Origin of the sequence: Edaphobacter sp. 12200R-103 (genome assembly GCF_010093025.1) — a bacterium.
In the GTDB taxonomy this organism is placed as follows: domain Bacteria; phylum Acidobacteriota; class Terriglobia; order Terriglobales; family Acidobacteriaceae; genus Edaphobacter.
On record NZ_CP048114.1, the window covers coordinates 291,418 to 304,444 of the forward strand.

The following is a 13,027-nucleotide window of genomic DNA, read 5'->3' on the forward strand; positions in this document are numbered from 1 at the left end:
CCGTCTCTAAGTTGGCGATCTTCCTGCAATTGTTTGATTTTTTATGGAGAAGAGTGGCGGAGAGGGAGGGATTCGAACCCCCGATAGCCTTGCGACTATGTCTGATTTCGAGTCAGGTGCATTCAACCGGGCTCTGCCACCTCTCCGTTTCTAAGAGTTTACCCTGAAACCAGGCCTTATGAAAACGGACGAAGAAATTCCGACGGTTCTGTTTGAATGGACGGATGAGCTTGCGGCATGGATCGAGGCAGAGGCCCTTCGCGCTGGCTTTGATGCTGCTTCCGTCGCCCCCATTCCCGAGAGCGATAGCGAGTTGGGGAAGCTGCAGGCCGCCCGGATATCAGAGTGGATCGAAGCCGGCCGTGCCGGTGAGATGGAGTATCTCAAGCGGACGGATGAGAATGGCCTGCTTCTGCGCAGTGGAGTCAGAGCCGCTTTTCCGTGGGCACGCTCCGTCCTTGTCTGCACCTGGAACTACAACGCTTCGAGCCCCGCCTCCACGGAGCCTGTCTCCGGATCCGGCTGGATCGCGCGATACGCATGGATGGGGCGGCAGCTTGAGAACGGTGAGATTGTCCCGACCGACTATCACGACGAGCTACTGGGGAGACTGCGGGCGCTTGAGGCTGCCATTAGGAAACGCGCGCCGTCCGATACCCGCTGTTATGTCGATACCGGCCCTATCGTGGAGCGTACGGTCGCGGTACAGGCCGGCCTGGGCTGGATCGGCAAGAACACCTGTCTTATCAATCAGCAGCTCGGGTCCTGGCTGCTGTTAGGTGTTATCGTGACTTCCATCCCGGTTGCAGCTGCGGCCTATCCACAGCTTGCCGCCGATCGATGCGGAAGCTGCACGCGCTGTCTGGATGCCTGTCCCACGCAGGCTCTCATAGCTCCTCGCCAAATGGATGCTTCGCGTTGCATCTCCTATCTCACCATCGAGAAGAAGGGGAGCATCCTGGAAGAGTTGCGCCAGCCCATGGGAAGACAGGTCTTCGGCTGCGATATCTGCCAGGAAGTATGCCCCTGGAATCGTCGTGCCCCAATCTCAGCCCGTCAGCAGACACGTCAGCGTCCCGAACTCGTCAATCCGGCCCTGAGCTGGCTTGCCAGCCTCGACAACACTGAATTCCGCAGGAACTTCAAGGGGTCTCCCCTTGAGCGTACACGGCGGAAGCGGCTCCATCGTAATGTCGCTATCGCGATGGGGAACAGCCGAGATTCCGGCTTTCTTCCGCAGCTCAAGACCTGGAGTGAGGGCGAAGACGAGATTCTCGCGGAGACTGCCCGCTGGGCGATCCGGCAAATAAATGAGGAGGCCGAAAATTCTGCGGTTAATCAGGTGGGTGATGATGCCGTAGGCTCCCTTTTTCTTCCGACGGAATGATGGATTGCTCTCTGCTAGCATCGAAGTTGAATTACCGAGGAATTCTGGTCCGGTGAGCAGACCAGTCCTGGCCCTGGATTGATATGTTCTCCATTCGCCCACCCAGATCAGAGACCGTTCGCAATGATCCGAAGCTCGCTGAGCCTGCCAGAACAGAACGGCAGGAGACGGCGTCCGCCGTTCCGATCGAGGAAGTTCCTTCCGTCGTCTGCGGCTCCGGCTTCTGGTCGCAGTTTGGAGCGCTTCTCAAGTACATGGCGCGCACCGAGGTTCACACCTATGCCTTCAGCGTGGCCGCCAACGCCATCCTTTCGCTATTTCCCTTCATTGTGCTGCTGCTGACGCTTTGCCGGACGGTATTTCACTCCCGCGCGATGGAGATGGTCGTGGGCGACATGATGCGCGGCTTTCTTCCTGTCGGCCAGGACTTCGTTATGCGCAACATGCAGCTTCTGGCTCATCCGGGAAAGGGAGTGCAGTTCTTCTCGCTGGTCATGCTGCTGGTCTCATCTACCGGAGTTTTTCTGCCTCTGGAAGTAGCCCTCAACAGCGTCTGGGGAGTGACGAAGAACCGCAGCTACCTGCGCAACCAGATTGTCTCGTTGGGCCTGGCCTTTGCCGTGGGCATTCTTGCGCTTGCGTCCGTAGCTTCGACCTCAGGCTCCAAATCCGTTCTGGCGGTTCTCTTCTTTGGTCACACGCAAAATGCGGCCTATGCCTTCTTTGCGCAGTGGTTTATGAAGATCTGCGGCATTGGCCTCAGCATCCTGCTGTTTTTTCTGATTTACTGGATTCTGCCCAATCGCAGGATCCCGGCAGGCGCTGTCATCCCTACAGCGCTGATTGTGGGGCTGCTGTGGGAATTGGCAAAGTATCTTTATATACGTGCGCTGCCATGGCTTGATTTCCAGTCCGTGTACGGACCTTTTTATATCTCCGTAGGACTGATGATGTGGGCCTTTCTGTCGGGGCTGCTCGTGCTGGCAGGGGCTCATGTCTCGGCGACGCGCTACGCATTACGGCTCACCCGCCAGGCCAGGGCGAAGGAGCGACTGGCTGAGCAGAATGAAGCGAAGAAAGAGAAAGATGCAGACCGGTAAGGAGACGTCACGGCTGATTTCAATACTTCAGAAGGTCCCCCGGGGCCTGCCTGGCGCCGTCTTTTGGCTCGCCGTTTGGTTCTGCTTCCTGTTTCTGCTGCGCCTCATCCCGGGAACCACGGGTGCGTTCTTTACCGTCGTCCAGATTCTCGTCGGAATCGCTCTTGGGGCGACCGCAATTCCTCTGTTCGTCCGTTTCGTCCGGCAGCGCATGCTTTGGAGTCTGCGCAACAAGCTTGTCGTTACCTATCTTTTGATAGGGCTTGCTCCGGTCGTTCTCTTTGTCACCCTGGTCCTGATCTCCGCCTACGTCGCGGCAGGCCAGTTTGCCATTCACCTCGCCGACTCCCGCATGCAGGAGGAGGTGGCCCAGATGAGCAGCGACAACGGACATCGCGTCGAGCTGGCCGTGCGCATTGCCCAGGGAGACCAGCTTCCCGCGGCCATCCTGAGCCGAGGCGAGGTGACCGCCATCGACCTTTCCCGCAGGATGATCCCTGTAGAAAGCTCCGTCTATATCAACGGCGCACCCACCATGCTGGGTTCCCACCGCGGAAAGACTCCTCTCGGCCTTCCTCCATGGGCATCGGAGATCAAGGGCGGCCAGTTCAGCGGACTGGTCCTCGACGGCGCCGATCTGTACCTTGTCGCCATCAATCAACGCCGGATGAACGATGGTCGTATGCTTAGCCTCGTCACCAGCCTGATCGTGGACAAGCAGGTAATGGATATGATCTCTGCCGGCCTGGGACGGGCGCAGCTCTTTACCGAAAGGCTTGGAGCCGGCGACAGTAAAAATGATCAGGCCTCGCGAGCGCAGTCTTCTTCGGCCGGCTCACAGTTCGACGAGCGCCGTCGCCGCCGCGAAAACTCTGTGACCGGCGGCATGCAGATTCCTGCGGCGAATCTTGCCGATATCCAGGTTCACTTCCTCTCGACGCTTGGCGTTACAGACTGGTCCAACGGCGAGCGCGACAATGTGCTCATCAAGGTCGATTCCAGACCGTCGCTGCTCTATAACCAACTCTTCGGATCATCGCTCGGCGGCCTTGTAACAGATGCCTACAAGACAGGGCTGGTTGTGCTCTGCCTGCTCTTCGCGTTACTGGAACTGGTGGCGCTGGTGATGGCGATTCGTCTGAGCAGGACCATGACGGCGTCGGTCTCGGGCCTCTATGAAGCGACCCAGAGAATCGACCAGGGAAATTTCAGTCACCGGATCGCCGTGACACGGCAGGACCAACTGGCGGAGCTGAGCCGGTCCTTCAATACGATGACGGGTTCGCTGCAGAGACTCCTTGAGGAGCAGAAAGAGAAGGAGAGGCTGCAGAACGAGCTCTCTATCGCCCAGGAGGTACAGGCGAACCTGTTTCCTCGGCAGATCACAAGCCTTCCCACGCTTGAGCTGCATGGCGTCTGCCGTCCTGCACGCTCGGTCAGCGGAGATTACTACGACTTCCTGATCTTCCACGAAGCAGCGCACAATGGCCACGTCAGCCGCATGGAGACCGGCGTGGGCATCGCGATCGGCGATATCAGCGGTAAGGGAATCTCGGCAGCGCTGCTGATGGCGACCCTGCACTCCGCCGTTCGCGCATACCGGTTCGCCAGCGAGGAGCTGGTCTTCAGCGAATCGGCGGTCGCCGGTCTCCTGGCAAATCGCGATGATATGGGAGCGGACTGCGATGAGCTGTTCCAATCGCCCGGACGCATTCTGTCTCTGCTCAACCGGCATCTTTATCGCAGTACCCAGCCGGAGAAGTACGCTACGCTGTTTCTCGCCCACTACGATTCGAAGTCAGCCCTGCTGACCTACTCCAATGCCGGCCAGCTTCCGCCACTGGTGCTGGGAAGGGACGGAAGCGTACGACGCCTCGACCGCGGGGGCACCGTTGTAGGCCTGATGGACGGGATGCGCTATGAGGAAGATCGTTTCCAGATGCGTCCGGGAGACATCCTCGTTGGATATTCCGACGGTGTGACGGAGCCGGAAAACGACTTTGGCGAGTTTGGGGAAGAACGCATGATTGAAGTGATCCGGCGCTACCGCGACGAGCCGCTGCATGTGATCTCAAGCCAGGTCATGCAGGCGCTCGATGCCTGGATCGGTGCCGAGGAACAGCCCGACGACATCACCCTGGTACTGGCGCGGCAGGTATAGCCACTCAGAAAACCAATGATCCCTGAAACGTGGTGTCATCTCGGCCGGAAGCTCGGAGTATTAATGCGTCGGCTGGATCGCCTTGATCGCGATGGCGTTTGGGGAGGAGCCGGCAGGCAGCATCGTAAAGAGGGCCGCGCCCTGTTTGCCCTGTGTCCGGATGACGGCGACGTCTCCGGAATGGGCATCGACGGCTAGCAGAATATGCTCGTCCGCCGAGAAAGCCAGCGCGTCAGGAGCAGAGCCGGTGTGGACCGTCGTGACCAGATGGCCATCGTCAATGCTGTAGACGCTGACGAGATCCGAGGCAAAGTCGGCGACCCAGAGCGTGGAGCTGTCGCGCGTGATAACGCCGTGCACCGGCTTATTGCCAATCATGTAGGTTCCAAGGACCTGGTTGTTCCAGGTGTCGATCTCGGAGATGGAGTCGGAGTCGAAGTTAGCGGTGAAGATCTCACCGCCGTCCGGCTTGACTGCAAGATGGACCGGCGTATTGCCCACATCGAGCATGGTAAGGAGATGGTCCGATGTAGCGGCTGGGTCCTGGCGTGCCGCCCATGATCCTGGAGCGGCAGCCAGCGAGATCACCATGACCTGGTGGCCACCCGAACAGGCAATGAAGGCCTTGGAGGAATCCGGAAGGATGGCGACGTCTGTAGCCCCGGGACATCCCGGAAAGGTGGCACGAAATTGGAGCGCCGGGCCTTCACCCAGCCGGGGGACCGGCTGAGGAGCCTCAGGCGAGCCGGATTCGAGGTTCTGTGGACTGGCATAGGGCGCGGCGCTGTAGATGGAGACACTGCCCGAACTGCGGTTGGAGACCACGACCGAGCGCATATCGGGAGAGACGCGCGCCAGGCCTGGTTGTTCGCCGGCGCCTACGGCGGCGATCTCGTGCCGCTTGTCCAGGTCGATCACGCTGACCGAATTGGACCCGGAGTTGGCCACGTAGGCTCGCCCTCCGGCAGCATCCACACTGATAAAGTACGGCTGGCGATGGACGGGAATGGTAGCGACGACGCTGTTGCTGGATGCGTCGATCACGCTTACGGTGCCGGACTTTGTATTGACCACGTAAATCTCATTGCGCCGGGGATTGGCTGCAATTCCGGTAGGGTTGTCGCCGACCCGCAGCGTCCTGTCTGCCCGCAGGTTTACCAGGTCAAGGACACTGACTGTATTCGATTTTCCATTGGTAACGTAGGCGTATTCGCGATAGCCGGCTGGAACCTCGGGAAAGCCGCTATGGCGGCAACCCAGCGGCAAAAGGGCAATCGAGAGCGATGCAAGCAGGACTGCTCGCTGGCGTTTTGAGGAATCGGACACTGGTCTGAGTCTATCGGTCGGAATCCGGCCCTCGCAAGTTAGCGCCGCCCGGAAAAAAAGATTTCAAATAGCGAAACCTTTCGTTCAGAAAAAGTGTCTACGAGAGTGATGCGCAGAGTTGCCAGATGGGGAACTCTTGCATCGTCTGTAAATCCTTCTCGGACAACGAAGCTACTTCGTGTAGCTTCGTTGATTTTTTTTGCGAAGTTCCGTCGTCGCCATTCCAAGGCGGACCGCAAATCCTTCGACCTGCGCCCATCGGGCGACTTTCTGGCTGTTGAGCAACGGATACGCCCTAACCTGAAGTGTCATTCCGAGCGCAGCGAGGAACCCCCGCATTTCGGAATGCTGGTTGGGATGGCTTGCCTCACATGAGACACGAGCGGGGGTGCGGACGGAGGGAAATGCGGGGGTCTCTCCACTACGGCCCTTCGGTCGAGATGACACTTCTCGTGGGGACAGGGAAGGAAGCGTCACTGCCGTGGCTACTTGTGCGGATTGATTTTTGACCAGTTGCGAGCCAGCCAGCCTGCATAGGCAAGCTGCACGGTAATAACGCCAACATAGACGAAGACGATATGGCGATGCGCCATGGTGGAGAAGTCGAAGAAGGTCTGCCAGGTCATTGTCCGCGTGTCTCCGTCTACTGTGGGGTTTCGAGCGAGGCTTCAAGGGCCTGAAGCGCAGCTTCCTGATCGGCAATCTGGCGGCGGCGCTCGATTGCGAAGCGAAGTCCGATGAGGAAGATTCCCCACATCGTCCACCCGGCCAGGTTCCAGAGGACCGCGGGAACGAACTGAGGAGCGATACCACCTCCATTGGGTCCAAAGACGGGTTGCGGATGTTGTGTGCGCCACCATTCGATGGACATGAAGACGATAGGAACATCAATCGCGGCGAAGACGGAAAGGACGGCGGCAAGTGTCGGTGTCTGCCCGGTTGGCGAGAGGCGACGCAGCAGGAGGTAGCTGATATAGAGCAGCCAGAGGATTAGCTCAGAGGTAAGCCGCGGATCCCATGTCCACCAGATTCCCCAGGCGGGTTTGCCCCATAGCATCCCTGTAGCAAGGGTAATGCCGACGTAGAGAACGGTAATCTCGGCTGAGGCTACTGCGAAAGCATCTGCTCCAAGAGCTTTCAAAGGATCTCTGCGCTTGTAGTAGAGAAAGGCGACCGAGGCGATGAGGTTGAGGTAGGGGAAGACCAGTCCGAGGATCGCGTGTGCGAAATGGTAATAGAAGATGCGGTGGAGATCCCCCATCGTCGCTTCCGGCGGAGCGATGAAGATCGCCTGGCGAAAGCCGATCACGAGCACCACAATCGTGGCTGCGAGCCAGATCAGGGCAAAGTTGCGAGAAGTGGAGGAGCGCGCCACGATGGGATTATTTTAGCGCGAATTTTGCCATTGCGAGGGATTGTGCTGAAACTGCTTGGGATGAAGCTCCGGCTTATTCGGCGTTAAGGATCGTGTCGAACAGCAGAATGCAGACGGTGGTGTAGATGATGTCGTAGCCGGCGAGCTGGGTAATCCAGGAGCGGACATACAGAGGGTCGAGTTCGGCCGTGATAACACCTGTAGTGGCCTGCACCATCATGAGGATAGCCGGAATCGAGAGTGGTAGAAGGATCAGGGGAAGCAGAAGCTCGCGGTTGCGGGCTCTCAGACCGAGTGCGGCGAAGAAGGTTCCGTTGACGACCAGTGCCCAGGTTCCGAGCGGGAGGATCAAAGCAAGGAGCCAGGCGTTTCCTAATATATGCAGGTTGAAGAAGATGACGAAGATGGGGCTCAGGATAGCTTCAACGACGAGGACGAACACCATATTCGCGAGCGCTTTGCCCACGAAGAACGATGAGGCAGGGGAAGGAGCCATGCGTTGGGCTTCTATCACTTGATTGCGTTGTTCGCGCGCCCAGGACTGGTTCAGTGTCGTCATCGAGGCGAAGAGAAGGGCAACCCAGAGCAGGCCACCGGAGATCTGCCGGGCGGTGGTCGGATAGGCCGCCGGGTCGAAGGCGATGGAGAAGACGACCACCATTAACAGCACAAAAAACAGCATGCCGTTGATGGAATCCCGCGACCGCCACTCGAGCCGGAGATCCTTACGCAGGTGCATCAGGACGCAGGTGAGATACCTCAATGCGCGTCTCCCGCAGAAGCCTTGGTCAGGTCGGCAAGCGTGGACTGGGAGGCTCGCAGGTAGTCGGCAGGCGAGAGGATAACCTGCAGGCCGCGCTGCCCGGCCGAGACGCTGATGACGTCGAAGAGTTCAATGGTTTCGTCGGCGAAGGCAGGGAAGGATTTCTTCGCGCCCATGACGGTCACGCCGCCGCGAATGTAGCCGGTGAGGGGTTCAACGTCTTTGAGCGAGGCCAGTTCTGTCTTTTTGGCTCCGGCGGCAGAGGCGAGCTTCTTGAGGTCGAGCTCGGCGTCTCCGGGGATGACCGCGAAGAGGTGCTCCCCCGTGTTGGTGTGGGAGAGCAGCGTCTTGAAGACCTGCTCTGGCGGAAGCCCGATCTTGCGCGCGACGGAGATGGCGGTGAGATCCTCGGGGTCTACCTCGTAGGCGCGAAGTTCGTAAGAGATTCCGAGCGAGTCGAGCAGGCGGGCAGCGTTGGTTTTATTGGGTGCGGCTGGCTTCATCCGTTGCTTCCGGTGGAGAGGTCGATTGCCTGACCTTGGCGCATGGTAAGAGTACGGTCCGCAAGGGGAACGGCAAGCGAGGCCTGGTGCGTGGTAAGGATCAGGGTGCGTGCGCCTCCCCCGGCGACAGGCCAGGTGCGAAAGTCGGCGAGCAACTCAACAAGGTGACCGGCGCTCGAGACATCGAGGTTCGAGAAGGGTTCGTCCAGCAGAAGAAGCTCGGGGTCGGTCTGAAGGACGCGTGCAAGGGAGGCGCGCTGCCGCATGCCCTGAGAATACTGACCGACGGGGCGGTTGAGTGCGGGGTCCAGGCCGACGGCGCGCAGGGCCATCTCGGGCGAACCGACGCACGCGCAGCTATCGCCGCGATGCAGCGCGGCGAAGTAGGTGAGATTCTCCATCGCGGTCAGCTCGTCGTACAGCATGGTGGAGTGGCTCATGTAGGCGATGCGGTGACGATGCTCGTGGGGAGAACCGCCGAAGGCGCTTACCTGACCCCGGCTGGGCGAGATCAATCCGGCGACGATGCGCAGAAGCGTCGATTTGCCGGCGCCGTTCTCTCCCAGGATCACGGTCGAAGATCCCGCCGGGAAGGTAACGGAGACGTTCCGCAGTGCAGCGAAGGTGCCGTAGATCTTCGAAACGGATTCGAGCGAAGCTGCGGTCGTGGCGGCAGGAGTTTCAGCGCGAATTGGGACAGCAGTAGGCATGCACAGAGTCTCGCCTCTGAAGCGAGTATATAGAGCGGGAGGTCAGGGGAACGGTTTCTAGCGGGCCACAGGCAGAGCAGTCGCCGTGGTCACGGGCTTCTGGTTCGCTGCGGGAGCATACTTGGAGGCGCACTTGGCCTGGAGCTGAGTGGCGCGGAAGACGCCATCTTTCCCGTAGGTACCGACGGCCAGCGCCTGGGAGTCGTCCTTGAAGGTGTCAGGCGGCGGCTCGGAGCCGGTATAGACGACGCGCAGTGCTTTTCCCTGCTCAAGCAGCTCGAAGGTCGCATTCGTACCGGTGCGGTGGATGCTGCCGGGAGCGACGTTGCCGGCGACACGAAGGTGCCGGGTGTAGGCCTTGTTGCCCATTCCCTGAAGCTCGCTGATAGTGACGTAGTAACTCTTGTTATCGCGTACGCCGGTTACTGCCAGATAGGCAACGGTTCCCAGGATGAGAACGGTGGCGATGAGGATCTTCAGCGAGTTCTTCTGATTGGGATTCGACATGGCTGTTCTGGGTATTTTACGCCTCTATTGACGAGAGACGGACCAGAAACGGTTTCGAGCAGAAATTCTTCAGAAAAATGAGATTCTGGGGAACTTTTCTCTTCCTGTGGCGTAACCACAGGTATTAAATGTGGTCATGCCACAGGAGAAACGGATGGGAGACGCGAAGCTGGACCTTTTGCAGGGAACTCTGGATCTGATGGTGCTGCAGACCTTAGCGGCCATGGGCGAGATGCATGGCTATGGGATTGCGCGGCGGATCGAGCAGGTAAGCGGCGATGAGGTGCTACTGAACCAGGGCACGATCTACGCCGCTCTGGTGCGGCTGCAGCAGCGGGGCTGGATCGAGGCCGAGTGGGGAGCTTCGGACAACAACCGCCGGGCGAAGTTCTATTCGATTACCACGCGGGGCCGAAAGCAGCTGGCCGATGACACCGAATACTGGCGCCGGCTGGCGAACGTGATGGGCCGCGTGCTGGCGATGGGAGAAGGGAGGGCGGAGCCATGAGGAACCCGGGGCGGGAGTCGTGGACGGATGCGCTGCGCCGGGTAGGAGCGCGGTTGGCTGCCTTCTTCTATAAAGGCGCGATGGATCGCGAACTTGAGGAGGAGGTCGCGACGCATATCGCGATGGCAACGGAGGAGAACATTCGGAGCGGGATGAGCCCGGAAGAGGCTCGGAGGAGGGCGCTGGTGAGATTTGGCGGAGTGGAGCAGGCGAAGGAGCGGCAGAGGGAGTCGCGCGGGCTGCCGTGGCTGGATACGGTGATGCAGGATTTGCGCTATGCGGTGCGGACGCTGGGGCGGGAGAAGGCCTTTGCGGCGGTTGCCATTCTGATTCTGGCTCTTGGGATTGGCGCGAATGTGGTGGTGTTCAGCGTGGTGAACACGATTCTGCTGAGGCCGCTGCCGTTCTATCAGCCGGACCGGCTGGTGTGGATCGCGCCAGAGCATTCGAACGGGCTATCGGACATGACCTATTCGGTGGATGCATACGAGGACCTGCGGTCCATGAACCGGTCGTACGAGGACGTGACGGGGTACTTTGCGTTCTCGACGCCGGACAACTACAAGCTGACCGGGCATGGAGATCCGAAGCCGCTGACAGGGATCATGGTCGCGGGGAACTTCTTCCATGTGCTGGGAGTTGAGCCGGCGCTGGGGCGGTTGTTTACGCAGGATGAGTCAAGGAAGGGCGGCCCGGCGGCGGTTCTGCTGGCGTATCCCTTCTGGCAGACGCAGTTCGGCGGCGATCGGTCGATTGTTGGAAAGGCGATCACGCTCGATAACCATCCGGCGACGGTGGTCGGGGTGCTGCCGGAGAGCTTTGACTTTGGTGCGGCGTTTTCGCCGGGGTCGAAGGTGGACATTCTTACACCGGTCATGATGGACGAGATCCGGTATGAAGGAAATACCCTTGCGCTCATCGGCAGGCTGAAGCCTGGTGTGACGGTGCAGCAGGCGCGGGCTGAGGCGAAGACGTTGTTCCCGCAGTTCTATTGGGGCAAGAAATATCCCGATTCGAAGGGTAACTACACCGGTTGGCCGGTGATGCTGAAGGATTACGTCAGCGGGAAGCTGCGGCGATCCCTTGTGGTGTTGTGGTGCGCGGTTGGGCTGATTCTGCTGATTGTGTGCGTGAACCTCTCGAACCTTCTTCTGGCACGCGCGGCGGCGCGGAGCAAGGAGTTTGCGGTCCGCAGCGCACTGGGTGCAGGACGAGGGAGATTGATTCGACAGTTGCTGACAGAGAGTCTCGTCCTGGCGGCTGCCGGGGCTGTTCTCGGGCTGGGGATCGCGTATGCGCTGTTGCGCTATCTCGCGCATCAGGGCTCGATTGCACTGCCGCTGCTGAATAATGTGCGGCTGGATATGACGTCGCTGCTGTGGACCTTGGCAATCACGGTATCGACGGCCATTCTTTTTGGGTTGCTGCCGGGAATCAGGGCCTCGCGGGCGAATGTCCAGGAGGCTCTGAAAGACGGTGGCCATGGAGCGACGGAGGGCCGGAAGCATGAGACGATGCGCACGGTCCTGGTGGTCTCGGAGGTGGCGCTGGCGTGCGTGCTGATGATAGGAGCGGGACTGTTGCTGCGCAGCTTTTTGAAGGTGCTGGATGTCGATCTCGGGTTCCAGCCGGCGACAGCAGCGGCGATGAAGCTGGACTTTGACGATGGTAATAACACCGATCGGCGCAGCGCGATCCTGCAGAATGTCGCCCGACGCGTGAGCGCCATTCCTGGCATCGATGCTGTGGGGTTTTCGGACAATCTGCCGCTCGATCGCAACCGGGGCTGGGGAGGCCCGCGTGTGAAGGGCAAGACCTATAAGCCCGGCGAGGTTCCGGGAGCGTTCGTCTACATCGTGGCACCGGGATACATGAAGGCGATGGGGATGCGGCTGCGTGGGCGGGACTTCGCGTGGTCCGATAACGATAAGAGTGAAGGGGTCATCATCCTGAACCGGAAGGCGGCGAAGGGGCTGTGGCCGGATGAAGATCCTATTGGGAAGATCGCCGTTCTGGGCAAGAAGGACGTTCGCGTGATCGGCGTGATCGATGATGTGCGCGATACCAACATCGAAGGGCAGACCGGCTGGCAGATGTACCTGCCTATGACCGAGAGCGACTGGGGCCCGGACGGAGCCTACCTGGTGGTGCGGACGAAGCTGCCTCCGGCGCAGCTTTCCGGAACGGTCTTACGAACGCTGCGGGAGATCAACCCCAACCAGCCTTCGGTTGAGTTCCGCACGATGCAGGGCATTGTGGATCATGCCACGTCGCCGCGGGAGTTTTTCGTTCTGCTGGTGGGAACGTTTGCGGGACTGGGGCTGCTGTTGGCGTCGCTGGGAATCTATGGCGTGATCTCGTACTCGGTGACGCGAAGAACGCAGGAGATTGGAATCCGCATGGCGCTGGGGGCGTCGCCCGGTAACGTGCAGATGGGGGTGATCAAGAAGACATTACAGATGGCTGCGTTGGGAATCTCAGTCGGCGCTGTACTTTCAATCGCCGCAGCACAGTTGATTGCGACCCTTTTGTTTGGCACAACGCCGACGGACCCACCGACCTTTGGGGTCATGCTGGTGCTGCTGACGGTAGTGGCTCTGCTGGCGGGGTACCTGCCGGCGCGCCGGGCATCGCGCATCAACCCCATGGTGGCGTTGCGGAACGAGTAGTCTCCTCTAAAAAATGCC

The 13,027-nt window shown here is 59.8% G+C and carries 12 protein-coding genes and 1 tRNA gene; 5 read left to right on the plus strand and 8 right to left on the minus strand.

The genetic code is table 11. The annotated features are described in order from the left end of the window. Positions 1-54: 54 nt before the first annotated feature. Positions 55-146 (minus strand) — tRNA-Ser (locus GWR55_RS01290). Positions 147-178: 32 nt separating this feature from the next. Here GWR55_RS01290 and queG point away from each other — a divergent pair. From queG to GWR55_RS01305, 3 genes are all read left to right on the plus strand, one after another. Continuing rightward, positions 179-1,387, plus strand: coding sequence for a tRNA epoxyqueuosine(34) reductase QueG (gene queG / locus GWR55_RS01295; protein ID WP_162400643.1), 1,209 nt, complete (start codon positions 179-181; stop codon positions 1,385-1,387). Positions 1,388-1,470: 83 nt separating this feature from the next. Beyond that, positions 1,471-2,487, plus strand: coding sequence for a YihY/virulence factor BrkB family protein (locus GWR55_RS01300; RefSeq protein ID WP_162400644.1), 1,017 nt, complete (start codon positions 1,471-1,473; stop codon positions 2,485-2,487). Continuing rightward, a complete protein-coding gene (locus tag GWR55_RS01305; RefSeq protein WP_162400645.1) occupies positions 2,474-4,648 on the plus strand; it encodes a PP2C family protein-serine/threonine phosphatase in 2,175 nt (724 codons plus the stop codon). The genes GWR55_RS01300 and GWR55_RS01305 overlap by 14 nt, the downstream gene beginning before the upstream one ends. Positions 4,649-4,708: 60 nt before the next feature. Here the strand turns inward: GWR55_RS01305 and GWR55_RS01310 are convergent, their stop codons facing one another. From GWR55_RS01310 to GWR55_RS01335, 7 genes are all read right to left on the minus strand, one after another. Beyond that, positions 4,709-5,974, minus strand: coding sequence for a YncE family protein (locus tag GWR55_RS01310; protein ID WP_162400646.1), 1,266 nt, complete (start codon positions 5,972-5,974; stop codon positions 4,709-4,711). Positions 5,975-6,459: 485 nt separating this feature from the next. Then, positions 6,460-6,600: a hypothetical protein gene (locus GWR55_RS19040; protein ID WP_202925557.1), complete on the minus strand. Its 141-nt coding sequence runs from the start codon at positions 6,598-6,600 to the stop codon at positions 6,460-6,462. A 17-nt stretch (positions 6,601-6,617) separates the two neighbouring features. Continuing rightward, positions 6,618-7,349, minus strand: a complete 732-nt coding sequence (locus GWR55_RS01315) for a cytochrome c biogenesis protein (RefSeq protein WP_238398565.1) — start codon at positions 7,347-7,349, stop codon at positions 6,618-6,620. A gap of 73 nt (positions 7,350-7,422) precedes the next feature. Continuing rightward, a complete protein-coding gene (locus GWR55_RS01320; protein WP_238398566.1) occupies positions 7,423-8,088 on the minus strand; it encodes a heme exporter protein CcmB in 666 nt (221 codons plus the stop codon). 20 nt (positions 8,089-8,108) lie between these two features. Beyond that, positions 8,109-8,615 carry a Cys-tRNA(Pro) deacylase gene (gene ybaK / locus GWR55_RS01325; protein ID WP_162400648.1) on the minus strand — a complete coding sequence of 169 codons (507 nt, stop codon included), beginning with the start codon at positions 8,613-8,615 and terminating at the stop codon, positions 8,109-8,111. Continuing rightward, a complete protein-coding gene (locus tag GWR55_RS01330) occupies positions 8,612-9,325 on the minus strand; it encodes an ABC transporter ATP-binding protein (protein ID WP_162400649.1) in 714 nt (237 codons plus the stop codon). Before GWR55_RS01330 ends, ybaK begins: the two co-directional genes overlap by 4 nt. Before the next feature lie 57 nt (positions 9,326-9,382). Next, positions 9,383-9,832, minus strand: a complete 450-nt coding sequence (locus GWR55_RS01335; protein ID WP_162400650.1) for a cytochrome c maturation protein CcmE — start codon at positions 9,830-9,832, stop codon at positions 9,383-9,385. A gap of 154 nt (positions 9,833-9,986) precedes the next feature. On the opposite strand from GWR55_RS01335, the gene GWR55_RS01340 reads away from it, so the two are divergent. Both GWR55_RS01340 and GWR55_RS01345 read left to right on the plus strand, forming a co-directional pair. Continuing rightward, positions 9,987-10,340 carry a PadR family transcriptional regulator gene (locus GWR55_RS01340; RefSeq protein WP_162400651.1) on the plus strand — a complete coding sequence of 118 codons (354 nt, stop codon included), beginning with the start codon at positions 9,987-9,989 and terminating at the stop codon, positions 10,338-10,340. Then, on the plus strand, positions 10,337-13,009 hold the full coding sequence (locus GWR55_RS01345; protein WP_202925558.1) for an ABC transporter permease: 2,673 nt from the start codon (positions 10,337-10,339) through the stop codon (positions 13,007-13,009). The genes GWR55_RS01340 and GWR55_RS01345 overlap by 4 nt, the downstream gene beginning before the upstream one ends. Positions 13,010-13,027: the final 18 nt, after the last annotated feature.